The sequence below is a fragment of the Streptomyces sp. NPDC001108 genome (assembly GCF_053598535.1).
This window is the reverse complement of the sequence record NZ_JBSFKL010000005.1, coordinates 360,450-381,625: the sequence shown is the minus strand read 5'-3', so window position 1 is coordinate 381,625 and position 21,176 is coordinate 360,450. Positions and strand designations below refer to the sequence as shown.

At 71.5% G+C, this 21,176-nt stretch carries 20 protein-coding genes; 7 read left to right on the top strand and 13 right to left on the bottom strand.

The window, feature by feature from the left end; translation table 11 throughout:
- The first annotated feature begins 73 nt into the window (after nucleotides 1-73).
- Nucleotides 74-556 carry a DUF3180 domain-containing protein gene (locus ACWC97_RS15165; RefSeq protein ID WP_450649588.1) on the top strand — a complete coding sequence of 161 codons (483 nt, stop codon included), beginning with the start codon at nucleotides 74-76 and terminating at the stop codon, nucleotides 554-556.
- An 8-nt stretch (nucleotides 557-564) separates the two neighbouring features.
- Here ACWC97_RS15165 and ACWC97_RS15160 read toward each other — a convergent pair whose 3' ends face one another.
- The 7 genes from ACWC97_RS15160 to dacB form a co-directional block, all read right to left on the bottom strand.
- Nucleotides 565-1,047 (bottom strand): hypothetical protein, encoded by a 483-nt coding sequence (locus ACWC97_RS15160; RefSeq protein WP_450649586.1) that lies wholly within the window; start codon nucleotides 1,045-1,047, stop codon nucleotides 565-567.
- A 70-nt stretch (nucleotides 1,048-1,117) separates the two neighbouring features.
- The gene (gene folE / locus ACWC97_RS15155; RefSeq protein ID WP_352275545.1) at nucleotides 1,118-1,723 is read right to left on the bottom strand and encodes a GTP cyclohydrolase I FolE; all 606 of its coding nucleotides are present in this window, start codon (nucleotides 1,721-1,723) and stop codon (nucleotides 1,118-1,120) included.
- A gap of 153 nt (nucleotides 1,724-1,876) precedes the next feature.
- Entirely contained in the window at nucleotides 1,877-3,907 is a 2,031-nt protein-coding gene (gene ftsH, locus ACWC97_RS15150) for an ATP-dependent zinc metalloprotease FtsH (RefSeq protein ID WP_352275547.1), read from the bottom strand.
- Between the two features lie 227 nt (nucleotides 3,908-4,134).
- The gene (hpt, locus tag ACWC97_RS15145) at nucleotides 4,135-4,674 is read right to left on the bottom strand and encodes a hypoxanthine phosphoribosyltransferase (RefSeq protein WP_352275807.1); all 540 of its coding nucleotides are present in this window, start codon (nucleotides 4,672-4,674) and stop codon (nucleotides 4,135-4,137) included.
- Nucleotides 4,675-4,773: 99 nt separating this feature from the next.
- Nucleotides 4,774-5,856, bottom strand: a complete 1,083-nt coding sequence (gene tilS, locus ACWC97_RS15140) for a tRNA lysidine(34) synthetase TilS (RefSeq protein ID WP_352275548.1) — start codon at nucleotides 5,854-5,856, stop codon at nucleotides 4,774-4,776.
- A gap of 197 nt (nucleotides 5,857-6,053) precedes the next feature.
- Nucleotides 6,054-7,187 carry a zinc-dependent metalloprotease gene (locus ACWC97_RS15135; protein ID WP_352275549.1) on the bottom strand — a complete coding sequence of 378 codons (1,134 nt, stop codon included), beginning with the start codon at nucleotides 7,185-7,187 and terminating at the stop codon, nucleotides 6,054-6,056.
- A gap of 54 nt (nucleotides 7,188-7,241) precedes the next feature.
- On the bottom strand, nucleotides 7,242-8,732 hold the full coding sequence (gene dacB / locus ACWC97_RS15130) for a D-alanyl-D-alanine carboxypeptidase/D-alanyl-D-alanine endopeptidase (protein WP_352275550.1): 1,491 nt from the start codon (nucleotides 8,730-8,732) through the stop codon (nucleotides 7,242-7,244).
- Between the two features lie 86 nt (nucleotides 8,733-8,818).
- Here dacB and ACWC97_RS15125 point away from each other — a divergent pair, with 86 nt between their 5' ends.
- Nucleotides 8,819-9,313, top strand: coding sequence for an inorganic diphosphatase (locus tag ACWC97_RS15125; protein WP_351518875.1), 495 nt, complete (start codon nucleotides 8,819-8,821; stop codon nucleotides 9,311-9,313).
- A 181-nt stretch (nucleotides 9,314-9,494) separates the two neighbouring features.
- Nucleotides 9,495-11,192, top strand: coding sequence for a threonine/serine exporter family protein (locus ACWC97_RS15120; RefSeq protein WP_352275551.1), 1,698 nt, complete (start codon nucleotides 9,495-9,497; stop codon nucleotides 11,190-11,192).
- Nucleotides 11,193-11,249: 57 nt separating this feature from the next.
- Here ACWC97_RS15120 and ACWC97_RS15115 read toward each other — a convergent pair whose 3' ends face one another.
- Complete coding sequence (locus tag ACWC97_RS15115; protein WP_352275552.1) at nucleotides 11,250-11,948, bottom strand: DedA family protein; 699 nt, start codon at nucleotides 11,946-11,948, stop codon at nucleotides 11,250-11,252.
- 191 nt (nucleotides 11,949-12,139) lie between these two features.
- On the opposite strand from ACWC97_RS15115, the gene ACWC97_RS15110 reads away from it, so the two are divergent.
- Nucleotides 12,140-12,505, top strand: a complete 366-nt coding sequence (locus ACWC97_RS15110; protein WP_352275553.1) for a YbjQ family protein — start codon at nucleotides 12,140-12,142, stop codon at nucleotides 12,503-12,505.
- Nucleotides 12,506-12,569: 64 nt separating this feature from the next.
- Here ACWC97_RS15110 and ACWC97_RS15105 read toward each other — a convergent pair whose 3' ends face one another.
- Nucleotides 12,570-13,343 carry a MerR family transcriptional regulator gene (locus ACWC97_RS15105; RefSeq protein ID WP_450649582.1) on the bottom strand — a complete coding sequence of 258 codons (774 nt, stop codon included), beginning with the start codon at nucleotides 13,341-13,343 and terminating at the stop codon, nucleotides 12,570-12,572.
- Nucleotides 13,344-13,476: 133 nt separating this feature from the next.
- Here ACWC97_RS15105 and ACWC97_RS15100 point away from each other — a divergent pair, with 133 nt between their 5' ends.
- The 3 genes from ACWC97_RS15100 to ACWC97_RS15090 all read left to right on the top strand — a co-directional run bounded on the left by ACWC97_RS15100 (nucleotide 13,477) and on the right by ACWC97_RS15090 (nucleotide 16,957).
- Nucleotides 13,477-14,766, top strand: a complete 1,290-nt coding sequence (locus tag ACWC97_RS15100) for an ion channel protein (RefSeq protein ID WP_352275556.1) — start codon at nucleotides 13,477-13,479, stop codon at nucleotides 14,764-14,766.
- A 96-nt stretch (nucleotides 14,767-14,862) separates the two neighbouring features.
- A complete protein-coding gene (gene wrbA, locus ACWC97_RS15095; RefSeq protein ID WP_352275557.1) occupies nucleotides 14,863-15,486 on the top strand; it encodes an NAD(P)H:quinone oxidoreductase in 624 nt (207 codons plus the stop codon).
- Nucleotides 15,487-15,532: 46 nt separating this feature from the next.
- Nucleotides 15,533-16,957 carry a glutamate decarboxylase gene (locus tag ACWC97_RS15090; protein WP_450649579.1) on the top strand — a complete coding sequence of 475 codons (1,425 nt, stop codon included), beginning with the start codon at nucleotides 15,533-15,535 and terminating at the stop codon, nucleotides 16,955-16,957.
- A 217-nt stretch (nucleotides 16,958-17,174) separates the two neighbouring features.
- On the opposite strand, the gene ACWC97_RS15085 is transcribed toward ACWC97_RS15090, so the two are convergent.
- The 4 genes from ACWC97_RS15085 to ACWC97_RS15070 form a co-directional block, all read right to left on the bottom strand.
- Nucleotides 17,175-17,816: a PadR family transcriptional regulator gene (locus tag ACWC97_RS15085; protein WP_450649577.1), complete on the bottom strand. Its 642-nt coding sequence runs from the start codon at nucleotides 17,814-17,816 to the stop codon at nucleotides 17,175-17,177.
- A gap of 18 nt (nucleotides 17,817-17,834) precedes the next feature.
- Complete coding sequence (locus tag ACWC97_RS15080) at nucleotides 17,835-18,386, bottom strand: DinB family protein (RefSeq protein ID WP_450649575.1); 552 nt, start codon at nucleotides 18,384-18,386, stop codon at nucleotides 17,835-17,837.
- A gap of 118 nt (nucleotides 18,387-18,504) precedes the next feature.
- Nucleotides 18,505-19,962: an aldehyde dehydrogenase family protein gene (locus ACWC97_RS15075; protein WP_450649573.1), complete on the bottom strand. Its 1,458-nt coding sequence runs from the start codon at nucleotides 19,960-19,962 to the stop codon at nucleotides 18,505-18,507.
- A gap of 54 nt (nucleotides 19,963-20,016) precedes the next feature.
- Nucleotides 20,017-20,901, bottom strand: a complete 885-nt coding sequence (locus tag ACWC97_RS15070; RefSeq protein WP_352275565.1) for a helix-turn-helix domain-containing protein — start codon at nucleotides 20,899-20,901, stop codon at nucleotides 20,017-20,019.
- Between the last annotated feature and the right edge of the window lie 275 nt (nucleotides 20,902-21,176).

Sequence of the window (21,176 nt, the reverse complement as noted above, 5' to 3'; positions counted from 1 at the left end):
AAGGCCCGTCCGGTACGCCGGGACGGGCCACCGGCGACAGGGGCCGCGCGGGCGGCGAAGGGTGGATCACGCGGTGAAGCAACTCAGGCTCGGGGTACTGGCCGGCCTCTTCGCCGCGGCCGGGGTGCTCTCCTGGGGCGGCGCCCGCCTCTGGGACGCCCTGGGCAGCCTGCCGAGCGTGCCCCTCGCCGCCCCGATCGTCCTCGCGGTGATCGCCGTCGTCCTGCTGGCGACGGCGTTCACCCTCCGCTCCCGGCTGCGCGCCCAGCGCGAGCGCCGGCCGGGGGCCAAGGGCATCGAGCCGCTGATGGCGGCCCGCGCGCTGGTCTTCGCCCAGGCCAGCGCCCTGGTCGTCGCCCTGGTCTCCGGCATGTACGGCGGCACCGGCGTCTTCCTCCTCGGCCACCTCGACCAGCCCGCCCGCCGCGACCAGGCGATCTACGCCGGCTTCGCCGTCCTCGCCGGAATCGCCGTGATCGCCGCGGCCCTCTGGCTGGAGCGCATCTGCAAGCTCCCCGACGACGAGGACGGGAACAAGACCTCGGCGACCGCGTAGGTCCTGGATCACCACGCCTGACGAGCCAGGTGCCCGTTCACCAGGAAGGTCGGATACGGGTCCAGGCAGAAGCCGTAGAAGGTGAACGGCTTTCCATCGGCACGGCGGGGGCGTACGTCCACGACCTCGACCCGGCCCGACTCGACCGGGTGCAGGGGATGCTGTTCCGGCCGGAAGGTTCCGCGGGCCGCCCAGTTGTCGACGACGGTGAGATGGGATGCGAGCCCTCGCGGCCGGGGGGTGAACCGCGCACCGATGACCCCGGCGAGCTCGGCCAGGAAACCGACGTTCGCGCTCACGGTGAACGCCGTGTGGCTGGTCACCACGTCCACGGCATCCCGTGCCTTGGCGACCGTCACACCCGTGACGGTCGTCCGCACCGTGCGGGTCGCGTCCAGCGTCCAGAGCCGGGTCCCGGCCCGCACACTCCGGGCCTGTTCACGCCCGCCCACCGCGTTCACGGTCTGCTTGCTCGGAAGTCCCTGCCCCATGAACGCATCCTCCCGGACCCGGATGATCTACACCGGTCCAGGAGGATAGGCCCAGTTACGGACAATCCGGCTATCGCGCCAGTATCAGACTCATCGCCTCGGCCCTCGTCGAGGCGTCACGCAGCTGGCCCCGCACCGCCGAGGTCGTCGTCTTCGCCCCGGGCTTGCGGATACCGCGGACCGACATGCACATGTGCTCTGCCTCGATGACCACGATCGCGCCGCGCGCTTCCAGGATGCGCATCAGCGAGTCCGCGACCTGCGTGGTCAGCCGCTCCTGCACCTGCGGCCGCCGGGCGTAGACCTCGACCAGCCGGGCCAGCTTGGAGAGCCCGGTGATCTTGCCGCTCTCCGCCGGGATGTAGCCGATGTGCGCGACACCGTGGAACGGCAGCAGGTGGTGTTCGCAGAGGCTCACGATCTCGATGTCCTTCACCAGGACCATCTCGTCGTGGCCCAGGTCGAACGTGGTAGTCAGGACGTCCTCGGGCGCCTGCCACAGACCCGCCAGGATCTCCTTGTACGCCCTCGCCACCCGCGCCGGGGTCTCCCGGAGGCCCTCGCGGTCCGGGTCCTCGCCCACGGCGATGAGGAGCTCGCGGACTGCCGCCTCGGCCCTCTTCTCGTCGAACTCGCCGATCGAACCCTGGCCGTCCAGCGTCACCGGGTCGGTCATCTGTGCCTCGTTCCTCTGAACTGTCACCCGCGCATACCCCCGCACGGACGTACGAAATAGCCGCGCCCCCTCAGGCTAGAACCTGTGGGGGCGCGGCTTCCATTCCGGGCCCGGCGGGACCCCCGTGAAAGGGGCCACACCGGGGAACGGGGTTCAGCTCTCGGGCCGGTCCTCCGGGACCGCCTCGGTGGCCGGGGCGGTGTCCGTGGGGACGGCCGTTCCGTTCGCCGTGGTGGCGCCGTTGGTGAGCGCGAGCTCCTTGGGCGAGAGCACCGGCGGGCGGGTGGACGGCGTACGCCGGGCTGAACCGGTCCACGCCGGGCGGGCCGGGCGCTTCACGATCGGGGCGAAGATCTCGGCGATCTCCTCCTTGCCCAGCGTCTCCTTCTCCAGGAGCTGGAGAACGAGGTTGTCCAGCACGTCCCGGTTCTCGACCAGGATCTCCCACGCGTCGTTGTGGGCGGTCTCGATGAGCTTCTTGACCTCTTCGTCGACGAGCGCCGCGACCTCTTCCGAGTAGTCGCGCTGGTGGCCCATCTCCCGGCCCACGAACGGTTCGGTGTTGTCGCCGCCGAACTTGATCGCGCCGAGCCGCTCCGTCATGCCGTACTGCGTGACCATCGCGCGGGCCGTGGCGGTGGCCTTCTCGATGTCGTTGGCAGCGCCGGTGGTCGGGTCGTGGAAGACCAGCTCCTCGGCCGCGCGCCCGCCCAGCATGTACGCCAGCTGGTCGAGCATCTCGTTGCGCGTCGTGGAGTACTTGTCCTCCTCCGGGAGCACCATCGTGTAACCGAGGGCGCGGCCGCGGGAGAGGATCGTGATCTTGTGGACCGGGTCCGCCTGGGGAGAGGCCGCCGCGACCAGGGCGTGTCCGCCCTCGTGGTACGCGGTGATCTTCTTCTCCTTCTCGGACATGATCCGGGTCCGCTTCTGCGGGCCCGCCACGACGCGGTCGATGGCCTCGTCGAGCATCTTGTTGTCGATCAGCTTCTGGTTGCTGCGCGCCGTGAGGAGCGCCGCCTCGTTGAGCACGTTCGACAGGTCGGCACCGGTGAAGCCGGGGGTGCGGCGGGCGACGGCGCCGAGGTCGACGTCCTTCGCGACCGGCTTGCCCTTCTGGTGGACCTTGAGGATCTCCAGACGGCCCTGCATGTCCGGCCGGTCGACCGCGATCTGCCGGTCGAAACGGCCCGGGCGCAGCAGCGCCGGGTCGAGGATGTCCGGCCGGTTCGTGGCGGCGATCAGGATGACGCCGCCCTTCACGTCGAAGCCGTCCATCTCGACGAGCAGCTGGTTGAGCGTCTGCTCGCGCTCGTCGTGGCCGCCGCCCATGCCGGCGCCGCGGTGGCGGCCGACGGCGTCGATCTCGTCGACGAAGACGATCGCCGGGGCGTTCGCCTTGGCCTGCTCGAAGAGGTCGCGGACCCGGCTGGCGCCGACACCGACGAACATCTCGACGAAGTCGGAACCGGAGATCGAGTAGAACGGCACGCCCGCCTCGCCGGCCACGGCCCGCGCGAGCAGCGTCTTGCCCGTACCGGGAGGGCCGTAGAGCAGGACGCCCTTGGGGATCTTCGCGCCGACGGCCTGGAACTTCGCCGGCTCCTGGAGGAACTCCTTGATCTCCTGGAGCTCCTCGACCGCCTCGTCCGAGCCCGCGACGTCGGCGAACGTCGTCTTCGGCGTGTCCTTGGTGATCAGCTTGGCCTTGGACTTCCCGAACTGCATGACCCGGGAGCCGCCGCCCTGCATCTGGTTCATCAGGAACAGGAAGACGACCACGATGAGGACGAAGGGCAGCAGCGAGAGCAGGATCGAGATGAACGGCGACTGCTTCGACGGCGAGACCGTGTAGCCCTTGTCGATCGAGCCGCTCTCGAACTTCTTCTGCAGCGTGTCGGCGAGCTGGACGCCCTGGTCGCCGATGTAGCTCGCCTGGAACTTGGTGCCGGACTCGTCCGGGAGCTTGGCGCCCTTCTTCAGCTCGATCTTGATGGTCTGTTCGTCACCGGTGGTCAGTTTGGCCTGCGCCACCTGGTCCTTGCTGATCGCCTGGATCACCTGGCCGGTGTCCACCGATTTGTAGCCGCCCGACGAGCCGACGACTGTCATCAACACGACCACGGCGAGGACGGCCAGCACGATCCACATGACCGGCCCACGGAAGTATCGCTTCACGTCCATCCATACGGGGCGAATCCGCCCCGTCCCTCCTGCCCGTAGGTAAATGCTGCTGTGAGAAAAGACTGTTCTTCGGACGGTACCCCAGCATTGTCACCCGCGGCTGCCGGGGACGTCCGTCAAAACCCGCCTCCGAAGGCCCAACGGCGGGAATCCGGTGAAAGGTTCCCGGCCCGCCGGTTCCGGCGGTGCCGGAGGCCCGGGGGCCGGGCGGAGGGGTCCGGCGGAGGTCAGCCGCCGTAGACGTGCGGGGCGAGCGTGCCGACGAAGGGCAGGTTGCGGTACTTCTCGGCGTAGTCGAGCCCGTAGCCGACGACGAATTCGTTGGGGATGTCGAAACCGACCCATTTGCAGTCGAGCGCGACCTTGGCCGCGTCCGGCTTCCGCAGCAGGGTGCAGATCTCCAGGGAGGCGGGCTCGCGCGAGCCGAGGTTCGACATCAGCCACGACAGGGTCAGGCCGGAGTCGATGATGTCCTCGACGATCAGGACGTGCCTGCCCTTGATGTCGGTGTCCAGGTCCTTGAGGATCCGGACCACGCCGGAGGACTGGGTGCCCGCCCCGTACGACGAGACGGCCATCCAGTCCATGGTGACGGGGGTGGACAGCGCGCGCGCCAGGTCCGCCATCACCATCACCGCGCCCTTGAGGACGCCGACGATGAGCAGGTCCTTGCCCGCGTACTCCGCGTCGATCTTCGCGGCCAGCTCGACGAGCTTCGCGTCGATCTCTTCCTTGGTGAGGAGCACCGCCTGGAGGTCGGTGCCCATGTCCTTCTCGTTCACCCGGGTCTCTTTCTGTGCCTGCCGGTACGGGGGTGCCGCCCCGCTCCGGCGCGGCCGCTCTCCTGCGTGTCGGCCGCTGGTGATTCAGCTCTGCCGAATGACCAGTCTGCCACCCTGGCGCATGGCCTCGACGCGTCCGGGCAGGTTGATGGCCCGTTGGCCGCGCCAGCCGGTGATCAGACGGTCGACCTCCTCGATGTGCCGGGCGAAGAGCGAACCGGCCGGGGAGCCGGCCTCCATCACGGCCCGGCGCAGCACCCGGCGGCGTACCGCGGGCGGCAGTGCGTAGAGCTTGGCGCATTCCAGGCGGCCCGCCTCGTCGCGTACGGCGCGGTCGGCCTCGGCGGCCCAGGTGTCCAGCGCGTCGGCGTCGTCGCGGGAGAGCTGGGCGGTGCGGGCCAGGGCCTCGACGACGCCCTTGCCGAGCGCCTTCTCCAGGGCGGGCAGTCCCTCGTGGCGGAGCCGGGAGCGGGTGTAGGCGGGGTCGGTGTTGTGCGGGTCGTCCCAGACGGGCAGGGACTGGGCCAGGCAGGCCGTGCGGGCGGTCTGGCGGTCGAGCTGGAGGAAGGGGCGGCGGTAGCGGCCGGCCGGTCCGGAGGCGGCGGCCATGCCGGAGAGCGAGCGGATGCCGGAGCCGCGGGCGAGGCCGAGGAGGACGGTCTCCGCCTGGTCGTCGCGGGTGTGTCCGAGGAGGACGGCGGCGGCGCCGTGCCGCTCGGCGGCGGCGTCGAGGGCGGCGTAGCGGGCTTCGCGGGCGGCGGCCTCGGGTCCGCCGTCGTGGCCGACGCGCACGGCGACGGCCTCGACCGGGTCGAGGCGCAGGGCGGTGAGGCGTTCGGCGACCTCGGCGGCCCGGGTGTCGGAGCCGGCCTGGAGGCCGTGGTCGACGGTGATGCCGCCGGCGCGGACGGAGAGTTTGGGGGCCTCGAAGGCGAGGGCGGAGGCGAGCGCCATGGAGTCGGCGCCGCCGGAACAGGCCACCAGCACCAGCGGGGTGTCGGGGCGTTCGGGGAGGGTGGGGCGCTGTCTGCCCGCACCGGCTTCGGCGAGCTCGGGGTGCGGGGTGCGCCGGTCGGGGTCGGCGCTCCGGGTGTGTTCGGTGAGTACGTCGTGGAGTACGCGGCGGACCGCCAGGCGTATCGCCGCGACCGCGGGATGAGGACCCATGTCCGGTGCCCTTCGTGGAGTTCGGGGAGGCGCCTCGAAGTGGCGGACGGGATTGTGCCGTCACTCAGAGTGCGTCGATGGTGACAGAGGCAGGCCGTCCATCGAGCATTGCACGCCTTTCCCTGCGCCAACGGTCCCTCGGATGGGTGATTACCCGCGCGTTCGCTCGCTGTCGCCCGTCGTCGCGCCGGTGGCGGTCAGGATTCCGCCTTGCGGTGCACCCGTGCGATCCAGTCCGCCGGTTTCCCGATCTCCGCCTTGGTGGGCAGGGTGTTCGGCGAGGTCCAGACCCGGTTGAAGCCGTCCATGCCGACCTCGTCGACGACGGCGCGGACGAACCGTTCGCCGTCGCGGTACTGGCGGAGCTTGGCGTCGAGGCCGAGGAGTCGGCGCAGGGCCTGGTCGAGGCGGCCCGCGCCGCGCGCCCGGCGCTGCTGGAACTTCTCGCGGATCTCGGCGACGGAGGAGACGACCTCGGGGCCGACGCCGTCCATCACGTAGTCGGCGTGGCCCTCGAGCAGGGACATCACGGCGGTGAGGCGGCCGAGGATCTCGCGCTGGCCGGGGGTCTGGACGAGTTCGACGAGGCTGCGGCCGTCGTCCTCGCCGTCCTCGCCCTCGGGGCGGCCGCCGGCGAGGGTCTGGGCGGCCTCGCGGAGCCGTTCCAGCAGGGTCGCCGGGTCGACGTCGGTCTCGTCGAGGAATGACTGGATCTCGCCCTGGAGGTGGTCGCGGAGCCAGGGGACGCCGGTGAACTGGGTGCGGTGGGTCTCCTCGTGGAGGGCGACCCAGAGCCGGAAGTCGTGCGGGTCGACCTCCAGTTCGCGCTCGACGTGCACGATGTTGGGGGCGACGAGCAGCAGCCGGCCGCCGCCGTCGGTCCCGGCGGGGAGTTCGCGGGTGGCCGGGGCGAAGGTCTCGTACTGGCCGAGGACGCGGGAGGCCAGGAACGACAGCAGCATGCCGACCTCGACGCCGGTGACCTTGCCGCCGACGGCGCCGATGACCGCGCCGCCGGGGCCGGACGGGCGGCGTTCGCTCATCTTGCCCAGCAGCGGGCGGAGCAGCTCGCGGAAGCCCGCCACGTTGGCCCTGATCCAGCCCGCCCGGTCCACGACCAGGACCGGGGTGTCCTCCGGCTCGGCCCCCTCCGGGATCATCCGGGTGAAGGAACGGACGTGCTCCTCCGACGCCTTGGCGTGGCGGCGGAGCTCGGCGACGACCGCGCGGGCCTCCTCGCGGCTGATCTCCGGCCCCGGGCGCACCAGCCGGGTCGCGGTCGCGACCGCGAGGTTCCAGTCGACCATCTCGGCTCCACCGATGCTCGTCATGCGTCAACCGTACGTGCTCGGGTCCGTCCGCGGTGAGGTGTCGGACGGCTCGGATCAGGCGTCGCCCAGGGCGGAGGCGAGACGGTCGAGGGCGTTCTGGGCGTCGGTCGGGGAGGTGGTGCCGGAGGCCAGGAAGGCGAAGGCGAGCAGCCGTCCCCGGCGGTCGACGACCGTTCCGGCGAGGGTGTTCACGCCGGTGAGGGTGCCGGTCTTGGCGCGGATCAGGCCGGGGCCCCGGGTCTTGCCGGTGTAGCGGTCGCTGAGCGTGCCGGTGAATCCGGCGACGGGGAGGCCGGTGAGGACGGGGCGGAGTTCGGGGTGGTCCGGGTCGGCGGCGCGGGCGAGGAGGCCGGCCAGCAGTCCGGCGGTGACCCGGTCCTCGCGGTCGAGTCCGCTGCCGTCGGCGAGGACGGCGCCGGTCAGCGGCAGCCGGAGTTTCTGGAGGCGGGCGGTGACGGCGCGTCGGGAGCCGGCGAAGTCGGCGGGTTCGCCGGAGGCGAGGGCGGTCTGCCGGGCGAGGGCCTCGGCGATGTCGTTGTCGCTGTTGGTCAGGGCGCGTTCGACCAGGTCGGAGAGGGGGGCCGAGCGGTGCTCGGCGACCTCTCGGGACGCGGCGGGGGCGCGGCCGGGCTTGGGGGCGGCGGTGGTGACGCCCGCGTCGTGGAGGAGTTTCGCGAAGGTGCGGGCGGTGTCGCCGGCCGGGTCGTCGGTGCGCGGGGCGGGGCCGCTGTCGCTGTCGTCGAGGCGGCCCTCGTCGGTCATCAGGGCGCTGAGGGGGGCGAGGTTCTCGTTGGGGCCGATCGGGTGCCGGGCCGGGCCGGAGTAGCGGGAGGTGTCGTACGTCAGGCGGGCCCTGGTGACGCCGTTCTGCTTGAGGGTGCGGGCGGTGGTGGTGGCCAGGGAGCGCAGGGCGGCCCGGTCGAGGGTGGGGTCGCCGCCGCCGACCAGGGTGAGGGTGCGGTGGTCGGCGGTGGCCCGGACGGTGGTGGCGATGCGGTGCTCGGGGCCCAGGGCGCTCAGGGCGGCGACCGTGGTGGCGATCTTGACGGTGGACGCGGGGGTCATGGGCGTGCCGGCGCCCTTCCCGTACAGCCGCTCGCCGCTCGCCGTGTCGATGACGACGGCGGCGCGCCGGTCGCCCAGGGCGGGGTCCTTCAGCAGCGGTCCGAGCGCGGCGCGGAGCGCGGCGGCGTCGGGCGCGGTGCGGGAGCCGGGGGCGGAGTTGCCCGCGGTGGCGGTCAGTGCGGTGAGGACGGGCGGGGCGCTGGGAGCGGGTTTCGGGCCGGACGCCTCGGCGCTCCCGTGATCTGCGCCACCTGTACGGCTCCACGCGACCGCCCGGTCCGCCTCGGCCTTACGCTGACCCGAGTCCCACGGGCCGGCGGCAAGGACGACGCCGGCCGCGAGCACCAGACCGAGGCCGGCGGAGACGGCGGTGAACTGCCGGTCGTTCAGCCGCGTCAACCTGACCGCCCCGCCCCGTCGGGTGAGCCGGATCAGCTTGTCCAGCGGATCGACCGACGGTCTCTTCACCGGCTCGTCCACCGTTGACCAGCCCCTTTCGCGAGCACACATCTGCGTGGGGGACACTTAATCACCAGTCGTATGTGTTGATCATGGAGGAGCCACCCGTGGAGTTCGACGTCACCATCGAGATCCCGAAGGGTTCGCGGAACAAGTACGAGGTGGACCACGAGACCGGTCGGATCCGCCTGGACCGTCGACTCTTCACCTCGACCAGCTACCCGGCGGACTACGGCTTCGTCGAGAACACCCTCGGCGAGGACGGCGACCCGCTGGACGCGCTGGTCCTGCTGGACGAGCCGACCTTCCCCGGCTGCCTCATCAAGTGCCGCGCCATCGGCATGTTCCGGATGACGGACGAGGCCGGCGGCGACGACAAGCTGCTGTGCGTGCCGGCCTCCGACCCCCGGGTGGAGCACCTGCGCGACATCCACCACGTGTCGGAGTTCGACCGCCTGGAGATCCAGCACTTCTTCGAGGTCTACAAGGACCTGGAGCCGGGCAAGTCCGTCGAGGGTGCCGACTGGGTCGGCCGCGCCGAGGCCGAGGCCGAGATCGAGGCGTCCTACAAGCGTCTCGAGGCGCAGGGCGGCGCGCACTGACCCGAGGGTCGTGAGCGGTTCCGCTTCGGTGGTTCCGCAGGGGCGGGCGGTACTTCTTCCGGACATCTCCGGCGGGGTGCCGCCCGTTTCGCGTGTCCGCCCCGGCCCGCTTCCCGCCCCGGTGGGGGGCGGTGGCCATACTGGGCTCAGGCAGAGCCGGTACGGCGAGGAGCGAGGTCCAGTGGTGGCGGAGCAGGGCGGTCCTGAGGACCAGAAGCCCCAGTCCGACGAGGCGCGCAGCGCCTTCGCCCCGCCGGCCGGGGTGGAGCGGCGCCCGGCCCCGGCCGAGGACGACCACCCGACCTCGGAATTCGCCATTCCGGCAGGGTTCGTGAACGAGTCCACGGGCTCGGGTCCAGGTTCCGCTTCGGGGTCCGAGTCGGGCTCGGACACGATCGGTTCCGCCTTCGCCCCGCCGAGCACGTACCGGGCGCAGCACTCGCCGCCGGCGTTCACTCCGGCGCACGGCAGTCCGATGATCCGGCTGAGCCAGGAGGCGCCCTGGCAGGACCGGATGCGCACGATGCTGCGGATGCCGGTCGCCGAGCGCCCGGCGCCGGAGCAGGCGCCGAAGGACGACGAGACGGGTCCGGCGGTGCCCCGGGTGCTCGACCTGACGCTGCGCATCGGGGAGCTGCTGCTGGCGGGCGGCGAGGGTGCCGAGGACGTCGAGGCGGCCATGTTCGCGGTGACCCGCAGCTACGGCCTGGACCGCTCGGAGCCCACGGTCACCTTCACCCTGCTGTCGATCTCGTACCAGCCGTCGCTGGTCGACGATCCGGTGACGGCGAGCCGTACCGTGCGCCGCCGGGGTACCGACTACACCCGGTTGGCCGCCGTCTTCCGGCTGATAGACGACATCACCACGGAGGACGTCGACGTCTCGCTGGAGGACGCCTACCGGCGGCTGGCGGAGATCCGGCGCAATCGGCACCCGTACTCGGGCTGGGTGCTGACGCTGGCCGGGGGCGGGCTCGCCGGGGCGGCGTCGGTGCTGGTCGGCGGTGGTGTGGTGGTGTTCCTGGTGGCGGCGCTCGGCGCGATGCTCGGCGACCGGCTCGCCTGGCTGTGCGCCGGGCGGGGGCTGCCGGAGTTCTACCAGTTCGTGGTGGCGGCGATGCCGCCGGCCGCGCTGGGGGTGGCGCTGACGCTCACCCACTGGTCGGACGTGCGCCCGTCCGCGGTGATCACCGGTGGGCTGTTCGCGCTCCTGCCGGGGCGGGCGCTGGTGGCGGGGGTGCAGGACGGGCTGACCGGTTTCTACATCACCGCGGCGGCCCGGCTGCTGGAGGTGATGTACCTCTTCATCGGGATCGTCCTCGGGGTGCTGCTGGCGCTGTACCTGGGGCTCCAGCTGGGTGCCGAGCTGAATCCGGAGGCCCGGTTCGTGCCGCACGACCGGCCGGTGGTGCAGATCCTGGCGTCGATGGCGCTCTGCTTCGCCTTCGCGATCCTGCTGCAGCAGGACCGGTCCACGGTGCTGGCGGTGACGCTGAACGGCGCGGTGGCCTGGGTGGTCTACGGGGCGATGGCCCGGACCGGCGGCATCTCGCCGGTGGCGGCCACGGCGACGGCGGCCGGGCTGGTGGGACTGTTCGGGCAGATGTTCTCGCGCTACCGGTCGACGTCGTCGCTGCCGTTCATCACGGCGGCGATCGGGCCGCTGCTGCCCGGTTCGGCCACCTACTTCGGTCTGCTGGCCGTGGCCCAGGGGCGGGTGAACACGGGGCTGGCCTCGCTGTCGACGGCGGTGGCCACCGCGCTGGCCATCGCGATCGGGGTGAACCTGGGGGGCGAGATCTCCCGGCTGTTCATGCGGGTGCCGGGTGCGGTCGGCGGGGCGGGGCGCCGCGCGGCCAAGCGGACGCGCGGCTTCTGACCCCCGCCCCCGGAGGCCCCCCGTACCCCGGAGGACCCCGTTCCCCGAGGAGCGGTCTCAGCGCTTGGCGTGGCGGCCGCGCTGGGGCTGCGGCTGGGCCGGGGCGCCCTCGGCGTCGGCCGCGGCCGCTTCCTTCTTCGACTTGGAGCGGGCCCGCAGGAACTCGATCGCGATCGGCACCACCGAGATGAGCACGATCAGGATGAGCATCGCCTCGATGTTCTCGTGGACGAAGTCGATCTTGCCGAGGGCGGAGCCGAGCAGGGTGACGCCGACACCCCAGAGGATGCCGCCGATGATGTTGAAGATGATGAACGAGCGGTAGTTCATCCGGCTCACACCGGCGATGATCGGCGTGAACGTACGGACCACGGGCACGAAGCGGGCCAGGATCAGCGACTTGGGGCCGTACTTCTCGAAGAAGTCGTGGGCCTTCTCCACGTTCTCCTGCTTGAAGAGGCGGGAGTCGGGGCGCTTGAAGAGCGAGGGGCCGACCTTGCGGCCGAAGAGGTAGCCCACCTGGTCGCCGATGATCGCCGCCAGCGCCACCAGCAGGCAGACCAGCCAGAGCGGGGTCTTCAGCTGGCCCGTGGTCACCAGGAGGCCCGTGGTGAACAGGAGCGAGTCGCCGGGGAGGAAGAAACCGATCAGCAGTCCGGACTCGGCGAAGACGATGAGGAGGACGCCGGGAAGTCCGAAGGTGTTGATCAGATAGTCCGGGTCCAGCCAGCTCGGTCCGAGCGCAAGCGTGTTCAAGGGTCCGGGCTCCTGGAATAGGTCGTCGAGGTGCGGCTGCGCGGCCGCTGCGGCGGCGTGGCCGCCCAAAGCTATCAACGCACGATGACACCGCCGGGTTCCAGATGCCCCGCGGGGAGCGGCGCACCGCTCCACCCGGGGTGCGCATCACAACAAGCCGGGCAAAGCTGTCCTCCAGGAGGTGCCGGACGATGGGCATTGAGGAGTACGGCGGCGGACAGACGGGCCAGTCGGACGTCCTGGTCGTCACGACGAACGACGTACCCGGGTACCGGGTGACGCAGGTGATCGGCGAGGTGTTCGGCCTGACCGTGCGCTCCCGCCATCTGGGCAGCCAGATCGGCGCCGGGCTCAAGTCGATGATCGGCGGCGAGCTGAAGGGGCTGACCAAGACCCTGGTGGCGACCCGCAACCAGGCGATGGAACGACTCGTCGAGCAGGCGCGGGCCCGCGGCGCCAACGCGGTGCTGATGATGCGCTTCGACGTGACCGAGGCCGCCGACGTGGGCACGGAGGTGTGCGCCTACGGTACGGCGGCCGTGATCGGCAAGGAGTGAGCGGGGCGCCGCCGGGGCGGGCACGGACGGCGCCCGCCCCGCGACGCCTCATTCCCGGGACGCCTCACCCCTGGGCGCCGTCCTCGATACGCCGGGCGTTGGCCATGATCGCGTCCCGCAGGTGCTCGGCCAGGCCCGGCCGCATCCCGTCGTAGAACGCGCGGAACCTCGGGTCGGAGACGTACATCTCGGCGAGGCCGCGGTGCATCTCGACGCCGCACTCGTGGAACCAGCCGGTGACGTGGTGCCGGTGGGCCTCGGCCAGGTCCATGGCGCGCTCGCCCGTGGCCGGTTCACCGGCCTCCATCAGGGCCACGTAGGCAGCGGTCCACTCGTCGACCTCGGCCTTCATCCGCTTCCAGTCGTCCTTGGTGTACCGGGCGGCCCGGCGCTGCGACTCGGCGTACGCGGCGGTGCCGCCCCAGCGCCGCTCGGCCTCCTCCGCGTGCGCCTCGGGGTCCTTGTCCCCGAAGACCTCGAACTTCTCCTCGGGCGTGAGGTTGATGCCCATCTTCCGCGCCTCCATCGTTTTCTCGACGGCCTCGGCCATCTTCCGGAGCTCGGCGATCCGCTCGGTCAGCAGTCGGTGCTGGCGGCGCAGATGCTGCTGCGGGTCCGCACCCGGATCGTCGAGCAGTACCGCGATCTCGTCGAGCGGGAAGCCCAGCTCCCGGTAGAACAGGATCTGCTGGAGCCGGTCGAGGTCGCCGTCGCCGTAGCGGCGGTGCCCGGCCCGGCTGCGCCCGGTGGGCGAGAGCAGTCCGATGCCGTCGTAGTGGTGCAGCGTGCGCACTGTCACCCCGGCGAATCCGGCGACCTGTCCCACGGAGTACTCCATGGCTGCCCCGCTCCCTTCTGCGATCGGGTACGTCCCGAGCCTCGGTCCTGACGCGACGTGAGGTGCAAGCCCGTTCTCCTCGCCCGGCGCGGTTCATGGCGTTACGCGGCTTTTGCGCCTCTATCGTGGGCCGGTGGCCACCGAATCCCTCGCCCCCGCGGCCCCCTCCACCGCACGGCGCCTGCTCCCCGCCATCGTGCCCGCACTGGCCGTCGGGGTGCTGAGCGCGCTCGTCCTGCTGGGCGTCAGCCTGCTCGCCGAGCGGTTCCAGGACGTGCTCTGGGAGTCGCTGCCCGACGCGCTCTCCGTGGGCCGCCACTCCGTGCTCTGGACGGTCGCCGTGCTCACCGCGTGCGGACTGGTGACCGGGGTGCTGATCCGGGTGGTGCCCGGCCACGCGGGCCCCGATCCGGCGACCACCGGGCTGGTCGACCCGCCGCTGCCGCCCCTGGTGGTCCCGGGGCTGCTGGTCGTCACCGTGCTCACCCTGGCGGGCGGGGTCAGCCTGGGCCCGGAGAACCCGATCACCGCCGCCAACATCGCGCTGGCCTGCTGGCTCGGCGGCCGGCTCCTGCCCGGCACCCCGGCCGGGCAGTGGCTCGCCCTGGCCGCCGCCGGAACCATCGGGGCCCTCTTCGGCACCCCCGTCGCCGCCGCGCTGATCCTGACCGAGACCCTCACCTCCCGGCCCGGCCCCGGCGCGCTCTGGGACCGCCTCTTCGCCCCGCTCGCCGCGGGGACCGCCGGGGCGCTCACCATGACGCTGCTGGCCCACCCCAGCTTCGATCTGTCGCTGCCGCCCTACGACCGCCCGCACTGGGGCGACCTGATCTCCTCGGCGGTGATCGCGTCGGCGGGGGCGGTGCTCGGGATGCTGGCGGTGTACGCGTTCCCGTACGTCCACCGGTTCTTCCGGTTGCTCCGCTCGCTCCCCTCGTGGGGCACCGTTCTGGCGCTGACCGCGGGCGGGCTGCTGCTCGGGCTGCTGGGGGCGCTGGGAGGGCGGCTGACACTGTTCAAGGGGCTCGACGAGGTGCGGGAGCTGGCCGCCGACCCCAGCGGCTGGTCGGCCGGGCAGTTCGCCGTCATGGCCGTGGTGAAGGCGGCCGCCCTGCTGACGGCGGCGAGCTGCGGCTTCCGGGGCGGGCGGATCTTCCCGGCCGTCTTCGTGGGCGCCGCGCTGGGGCTGTGCGCCCACGCCCTGGTCGGGGCGGTGCCGGTGGCCCTGGCGGTGACCTGCGGGGTGCTGGGGGTGCTGCTGGCCGTCACCCGGCAGGGCTGGCTGAGCCTGTTCACCGCGGCGGTGCTGGCCGGGGACGCGGCGGTGCTGCCGATCCTCTGCGTGGCCTCGCTGCCCGCCTGGCTGCTGGTGACCGGGCGGCCGCAGATGCAGCTCACCGAGGACGGTACGCCGCTGAGGTGAGGCGCCGCGCCCGGCGCGACGGATCCCCGGACCTTCCGTATCGTCGCATCCGGATGGATTCGCCCCTCCTGTACCGATCCGTCGGAGGTCTTCGCCATGCCCACGCCCGTCAACGTCGCCGTCATCTACTACTCGTCGACCGGAACCGTCGCCACGATCGCCAAGGCCGTCGCGGAGTACGCGGAGAAGGCCGGGGCCGAGGTACGGCTGCGCAAGGCCGCCGAACTGGCCCCGCAGGCGGCGATCGACTCCAACCCGGCCTGGGCGGCCAACGCGAAGGCCACCGCCGACATCCCCGTGGCCACGCCCGACGACATGGTCTGGGCGGACGCGGTGATCTTCGGGTCGCCGACCCGCTTCGGCAACGTCACCTCGCAGCTGAAGCAGTTCATCGACACCCTCGGCAGGCTCTGGCAGGCCGGCCACCTCGCCGACAAGGTCTACAGCGGCTTCACCGCCACCAGCACCCCCCACGGCGGCCAGGAGTCGACCCTGCTCGCGCTCTACAACTCCATCCACCACTTCGGCGGCATCCTCGTCGCCCCCGGCTACACGGACCCGTCCAAGTTCGTCGACGGCAACCCGTACGGCACCTCGCACGTGGCCGGGCAGGGCGACATTCCGGTCGGCGACCAGACCCTGACCGCCGCCCGGGTCCAGGCCGAGCGGGTCGTGAAGTTCACCCGGGCCATCAAGGACGGCCTGGGCGACAGGGGCTGACCCGTCCGCAGGCCGACGCCGACGCCGACCAGAAGGGCTGCCCTCCATGCCGCTCCACAAAGGTTCGCCCCGGGACGCGGAACCGTCCCCGGCCCGCAGCAGACTCGCCCTCAACCCGTTCTACGGGGAGGCCGACCCCGCCGCCGGGATGGAGTCGGCGCCGCCCCGGCACCGGCTGCCCGACGGGCCGATGCCGCCGTCGACCGCGTACAAACTGGTCCACGACGAGCTGATGCTCGACGGCAACTCCCGGCTCAACCTCGCCACCTTCGTCACCACCTGGATGGAGCCGCAGGCCGGGGTGCTGATGGCCGAGTGCCGCGACAAGAACATGATCGACAAGGACGAGTACCCCCGCACCGCCGAGCTGGAACGGCGGTGCGTGGCGATGCTCGCCGACCTCTGGAACGCCCCCGACCCCGCGTCCGCCGTCGGCTGCTCGACCACCGGCTCCAGCGAGGCGTGCATGCTCGCCGGGCTGGCGCTCAAACGCCGCTGGGCGCGACGCAACGCCGACCGCTATCCGGCGACCGCCCGGCCCAACCTGGTCATGGGCGTCAACGTCCAGGTCTGCTGGGACAAGTTCTGCAACTTCTGGGAGATCGAGGCGCGCCAGGTCCCGATGGAGGGCGACCGCTTCCACCTCGACCCGCAGGCCGCGGCGGAGCTCTGCGACGAGAACACCATCGGCGTCGTCGGCATCCTCGGCTCCACCTTCGACGGCTCCTACGAGCCGATCGCCGAGCTGTGCGCCGCGCTGGACGCCCTCCAGGAACGCACCGGCCTCGACATCCCCGTCCATGTCGACGGGGCGTCCGGGGCGATGGTGGCGCCGTTCCTGGACGAGGAGCTGGAGTGGGACTTCCGGCTGGCCCGGGTCGCCTCCATCAACACCTCCGGCCACAAGTACGGCCTGGTCTACCCGGGCGTCGGCTGGGTGCTGTGGCGCTCGCCCGCCGAACTCCCCGAGGAGCTGGTGTTCCGGGTCAACTACCTGGGCGGCGACATGCCGACCTTCGCGCTGAACTTCTCCCGGCCGGGCGCCCAGGTGGTGGCGCAGTACTACTCCTTCCTGCGACTGGGCCGGGAGGGCTACCGGGCCGTCCAGCAGGCGTCCCGGGACGTGGCGTGCGGGCTCGCGAAACAGCTCGGGGAGATGGACGACTTCCGCCTCCTCACCCTCGGCGACCAACTGCCCGTCTTCGCGCTCACCACCGCGCCGGACGTGACGGCGTACGACGTCTTCGACCTGTCCCGGCGGCTGCGCGAGCAGGGCTGGCGGGTGCCCGCGTACACCTTCCCCGCCAACCGGGAGGACCTGTCGGTGCTGCGGGTGGTCTGCCGCAACGGCTTCTCCTCGGACCTCGCCGAACTGCTGATGGAGGACGTCCGGCTGCTCCTGCCCGAGCTGCGCCGCCAGCCGCACCCGCTGAGCGCCGACCGACCGGCGGCGACCTCCTTCCACCACTGAGGGCGGAGCAGGGCGTCCAGGGCCCTTCGTTTGGATCAGGCCGGATCAGTGAGCGTGGTCCGGTCCGTGCGATCGCGAGGCGGAGGAGGGAGTCGGATGGGGTCTCCCCTGCTCGAGCGAAGCCGAGAGCTCGGGGAAGGAGCGTCGGCGACCGACGACAACGCGGCGAGGGTGCGTGCCGGGGCACGCGAACCCGGCCTGATCCAAACGAAAGGCCCTAATCCTCGTCGCCGGGGTGCGGGACGCCGGTCGCGTACGGGTTCTCCTGGCCCTCGGCGAGGATGCCGGTGAAGATCTCGCCCTCGCCCGCGAAGGTGTACGCCCCGCCCTCGATGCGGGCGATCAGGCCGCGCGTCCACTCGGCCCCGGCGTCCGCGGAGTGGATCCAGAGGTTCATGATCTCGCCGATGTGGCCGACCGACCCGGGCCCGTCCTGCGGTACGTAGTGCTCGGTGACCGCGGCCCGCCAGGCCGCCAGCCCCGCGATCCGCTCCCTGAGCAGCGCGACCGCCTCGGACCGCCCGAGGTCCACGATCCCGCCCAGGGCCGCCGTCAGCACGTCCGGCTTCTGGTCGTACGAGGTCAGCGCGGAGCGCAGCAGGGCGAAGTACTCCGCGTCGCCGCGCTCGGTGATCCCGTACTCCGTGCGGGGCGGGCCGCCGACGGTGCTCGGCTCCGTCTCGTGGGCGACCAGCAGCCCCTGCCCGGCCATCTGCTTCAGTGCGTGGTAGATCGACCCGGGCTTGGCGTTGGACCACTCGTGGGCGCCCCAGAACTCCAGGTCGTTGCGGATCTGGTAGCCGTGCGCCCGGCCGTGCCGACGCACGGCGCAGAGGACCAGCAGCCGGATCGCGGACATCGCACGCACCCTCTCTGGTCAACTTTGACCAGAGTAACCCTTCTCCTGGGCGACCAGCTCGAATGCGGTCCGGCCGTCCAGCGACTCGCGGATGATGTCGGCGTGTCCGGCGTGCCGGGCGTGCTCCTCGACGAGGTGGGCCAGCAGCCAGCGCATCGAGACCCGCCCCTCCTTCGGGAACCACGGCGCCTCGGGCAGCGGGAAGGTGTCCCCCAGATCGGGCACCTCGCGGATGAACTCCTCCAGCTCGGCCACGACGCCGTCCCAGAACGTCAGGACGCCCTCGATGGTCTCGTCGCCGACGAGCCGGAAGGAGTCCGCCCAGGTGGCCTCGGTCCTGGCCTTCTCGTTGGGCCGCTGCTGGGCCATCCGCAGCCAGTTCAGCTCGGTCTCGGCGACGTGCTTGACGAGCCCGGAGAGCGAGAGCGCGCTGGCGCTGGGGCGGCTCGCGGCCTGCTCCGGGGTCAGCCCGAGCAGGGAGCGCCGCAGCGCGCCGCGCTGGGCCTCGGCGAAGGAGAGGAGCATGCCGCGCTCGTCGCCGGGCGCTTCGGAGGGAACGTGGGTCACCATGGGGTCCGCCTTGCTGGTCCGTGCCGGTTCTTCCTGACACCGATCACGTTACGAACCCTTGCGGTCAGCTTCTGTCCTCAACGCTCGGGGCCGGACGGGACGTCCCGCCGGCCCCGGGTCAGAAGGGGAACGCGCTGCGGCCGTGCTGGACGGAGACCCACCGGCGGGTGGTGAAGGCGCCCACCGCCGCCTCCCCGTTGAGCCGCCCCAGCCCGGACGCCTTCTCGCCGCCGAAGGCCACCAGCGGGTCGTCCTGCACGGTGGAGCCGTTGACGTGGAACATCCCGCTCCTGACCCGCCGCGCGAACCGCACCCCGCGCTCGACGTCCCGGGTGTGCACGGCGCCGCTCAGCCCGTACGGGGTGTCGTCGACGATCCGGACGGCCTCGTCCTCGCCGTCGAAGGGGACGAGCAGCGCCACCGGGCCGAAGATCTCCTGGGAGAGCAGCGGGGAGCCCGCGGGCAGGCCGGTGAGCACGGTGGGCTCCACGAGGTTGCCCCGGGTGCGGCCGCGGACGAGGGCGGTGGCGCCCTCGGCGACCGCCTGGTCGACCAGGGCGGCCAGGGCGTCGGCGTGGAAGGCGTTGATGACCGGGCCGATCCGGGTCTCCGGGTCGCGCGGGTCGCCCGTCCTGAGCGCGGCCACGGCGGCGGTGAACTTCGCGGTGAACTCCGGCTCGATCCGGCGGTCCACCAGGATCCGGTTGGCGGCCATGCAGACCTGCCCCTGGTAGAGGAAGCGGCTGAAGACGGCCGCCGCGACCGCGTGGTCGACGTCGGCGTCCTCCAGCACCACCAGGGCGCTGTTCCCGCTGAGTTCGAGGATCGTCCGCTTGAAGTGGCCCGCCGCGACCGCGCCGACCCGGCGGCCGACCCGGTCCGTGCCGGTGAACGAGACGACCCGGGGCACCGGGTGCTCGATGAAGGCGTCGCCTATCTCGGCGACGTCGGTGATCAGGACGTTGAGCAGCCCGGCGGGGAGCCCGGCGTCCTCGAAGACCTTCGCGAGGAGGGTGCCGCCGGTGACCGGGGCGTTCTGGTTGGGCTTGACGACGACGGCGTTGCCGAGCGCGAGGGCCGGGGCGACGGACTTCATCGCCACCAGGAAGGGGAAGTTGAAGGGGCCGATCACCGCGACGACGCCGACCGGCAGCCGGTACAGGCGGTTCTCCTTGCCGTCGACCGGCGAGGAGGGGAGGCTGCCCGGCGGGTGCAGGGCCCGGTGGATCGCGTCGCGCAGGAACTCCTCGGCGAGGCCGACCTCGTACTCCGCCTTGGCGCGCGTGCCGCCGACCTCGTCGATGATGGCCTCGGCGATCCGCTCGCGCAGTCCGCCGATGACGCCCAGCGCCCGCTCCAGCACCTCGCGGCGCCGGAACGCGCCGGCGGCGGCCCAGGGGCGCTGTGCGCGCTCGGCCGCGCGGTAGGCGTCGTCGACCTCACGCGCGGTCGAGATGGTGATCGCGGCGAGTTTCTCCCCGTTGTAGGGGTTGAAATCGATGATGTCCCACGATCCGGTACCGGTCCGCCACTCACCGTCGATGTATTGGTGGGCCAGCTCGTGGAAGAAGGACATGCGATCCCTTAACTCAGCTGCAGACTCCCGTCGAAACGCCATCGTACTGACAAGTCAGGTCAGTTGGAGCAGACCACGGAGCAGATCGCGGCTCTCCTCCTCGCCGGGACTGTCCTCATGGAGACGGGTGATGGCCTTTTCGTACTGCGCGACTTCTTCGGCCTTGTCCAGATAGAGCGCACTTGTCAGCTGCTCCAAATAGACAATGTCCGACAGATCGGATTCCGGGAATCGGAGCATCGTAAAGGAACCGCTCTCCCCGGCATGTCCACCAAAACTGAACGGCATCACCTGAAGCGTGACGTTGGGCCGTTCCGACATTTCGATCAGATGCCGCAACTGGCCGCGCATCACCTCCCGGCCCCCGTACGGCCGGCGCAGCGCCGCCTCGTCCAGCACGGCGTGGAAGTGCGGGGAGCGCTCGGAGACGAGCGCCTTCTGGCGTTCGAGGCGGAGCGCCACGCGCCGGTCGATCTCGGCGGTGGGCGCCGCGCCGCCCATGCCCCGGGTGACGACCGCGTGGGCGTACGCCTCGGTCTGCAACAGGCCGTGGACGAACTGGACTTCGTACACCCGAATGAGTGACGCCGCCCCCTCCAGGCCGATATATGTCTGAAACCAGCCGGGTAGAACGTCCCCGTAACTGTGCCACCAGCCCGCCACGTTGGCCTCCCGGGCCAGGCCGAGCAGGGCGTCGCGCTCCGTCTCGTCCGTGACTCCGTAGAGCGTGAGCAGGTCCTCGACGTCCCTCGCCTTGAAGCTCACCCGTCCCAACTCCATGCGGCTGATCTTCGATTCGGAGGCCCGGATCGAGTAGCCGGCCGCCTCACGGGTGATGCCGCGCGCATCGCGCAGCCTCCTGAGCTGCGAGCCCAGGAGGATGCGCCGCACCACCGATCCACTCGACTCGCCTGCCGCCACTGCCCCGGTCCTCCCCATCGCTTCCTGGCAACGGGGCTCCCCCCGTGAACCCCAAGTGCCGGATTCTGCCACCAAAACGCTTCAGCCCGTACTCATTCGATTACGGAAATAGCAAGCGTTCCAGAACCGATCGAAAATACCCACCGGAAGAAATGACCAAGAACCGGCACGGGTTCGGACAGGTCAGGCGCGTGCACGTGCATCTGCCCTTGCATCTGCCCAGCGCATTGGGAACCATGGGGCTCGCGCACCTGCGTGCTCGTTCGTGTTGTGCCGCTGTACCCCCCGCAGTA

Bases quoted from the DNA above. Each gene is read 5' to 3' on its own strand.
- ACWC97_RS15160 (WP_450649586.1), bottom strand. From the start codon at position 1,047: ATGGGGCAGGGACTTCCGAGCAAGCAGACCGTGAACGCGGTGGGCGGG.
- folE (WP_352275545.1), bottom strand. From the start codon at position 1,723: ATGACCGACCCGGTGACGCTGGACGGCCAGGGTTCGATCGGCGAGTTC.
- ftsH (WP_352275547.1), bottom strand. From the start codon at position 3,907: ATGGACGTGAAGCGATACTTCCGTGGGCCGGTCATGTGGATCGTGCTG.
- hpt (WP_352275807.1), bottom strand. From the start codon at position 4,674: ATGGGCACCGACCTCCAGGCGGTGCTCCTCACCAAGGAAGAGATCGAC.
- tilS (WP_352275548.1), bottom strand. From the start codon at position 5,856: ATGGGTCCTCATCCCGCGGTCGCGGCGATACGCCTGGCGGTCCGCCGC.
- ACWC97_RS15135 (WP_352275549.1), bottom strand. From the start codon at position 7,187: ATGACGAGCATCGGTGGAGCCGAGATGGTCGACTGGAACCTCGCGGTC.
- ACWC97_RS15110 (WP_352275553.1), top strand. From the start codon at position 12,140: ATGGGCATTGAGGAGTACGGCGGCGGACAGACGGGCCAGTCGGACGTC.
- ACWC97_RS15105 (WP_450649582.1), bottom strand. From the start codon at position 13,343: ATGGAGTACTCCGTGGGACAGGTCGCCGGATTCGCCGGGGTGACAGTG.
- wrbA (WP_352275557.1), top strand. From the start codon at position 14,863: ATGCCCACGCCCGTCAACGTCGCCGTCATCTACTACTCGTCGACCGGA.
- ACWC97_RS15090 (WP_450649579.1), top strand. From the start codon at position 15,533: ATGCCGCTCCACAAAGGTTCGCCCCGGGACGCGGAACCGTCCCCGGCC.
- ACWC97_RS15085 (WP_450649577.1), bottom strand. From the start codon at position 17,816: ATGTCCGCGATCCGGCTGCTGGTCCTCTGCGCCGTGCGTCGGCACGGC.
- ACWC97_RS15080 (WP_450649575.1), bottom strand. From the start codon at position 18,386: ATGGTGACCCACGTTCCCTCCGAAGCGCCCGGCGACGAGCGCGGCATG.
- ACWC97_RS15075 (WP_450649573.1), bottom strand. From the start codon at position 19,962: ATGTCCTTCTTCCACGAGCTGGCCCACCAATACATCGACGGTGAGTGG.
- ACWC97_RS15070 (WP_352275565.1), bottom strand. From the start codon at position 20,901: ATGGGGAGGACCGGGGCAGTGGCGGCAGGCGAGTCGAGTGGATCGGTG.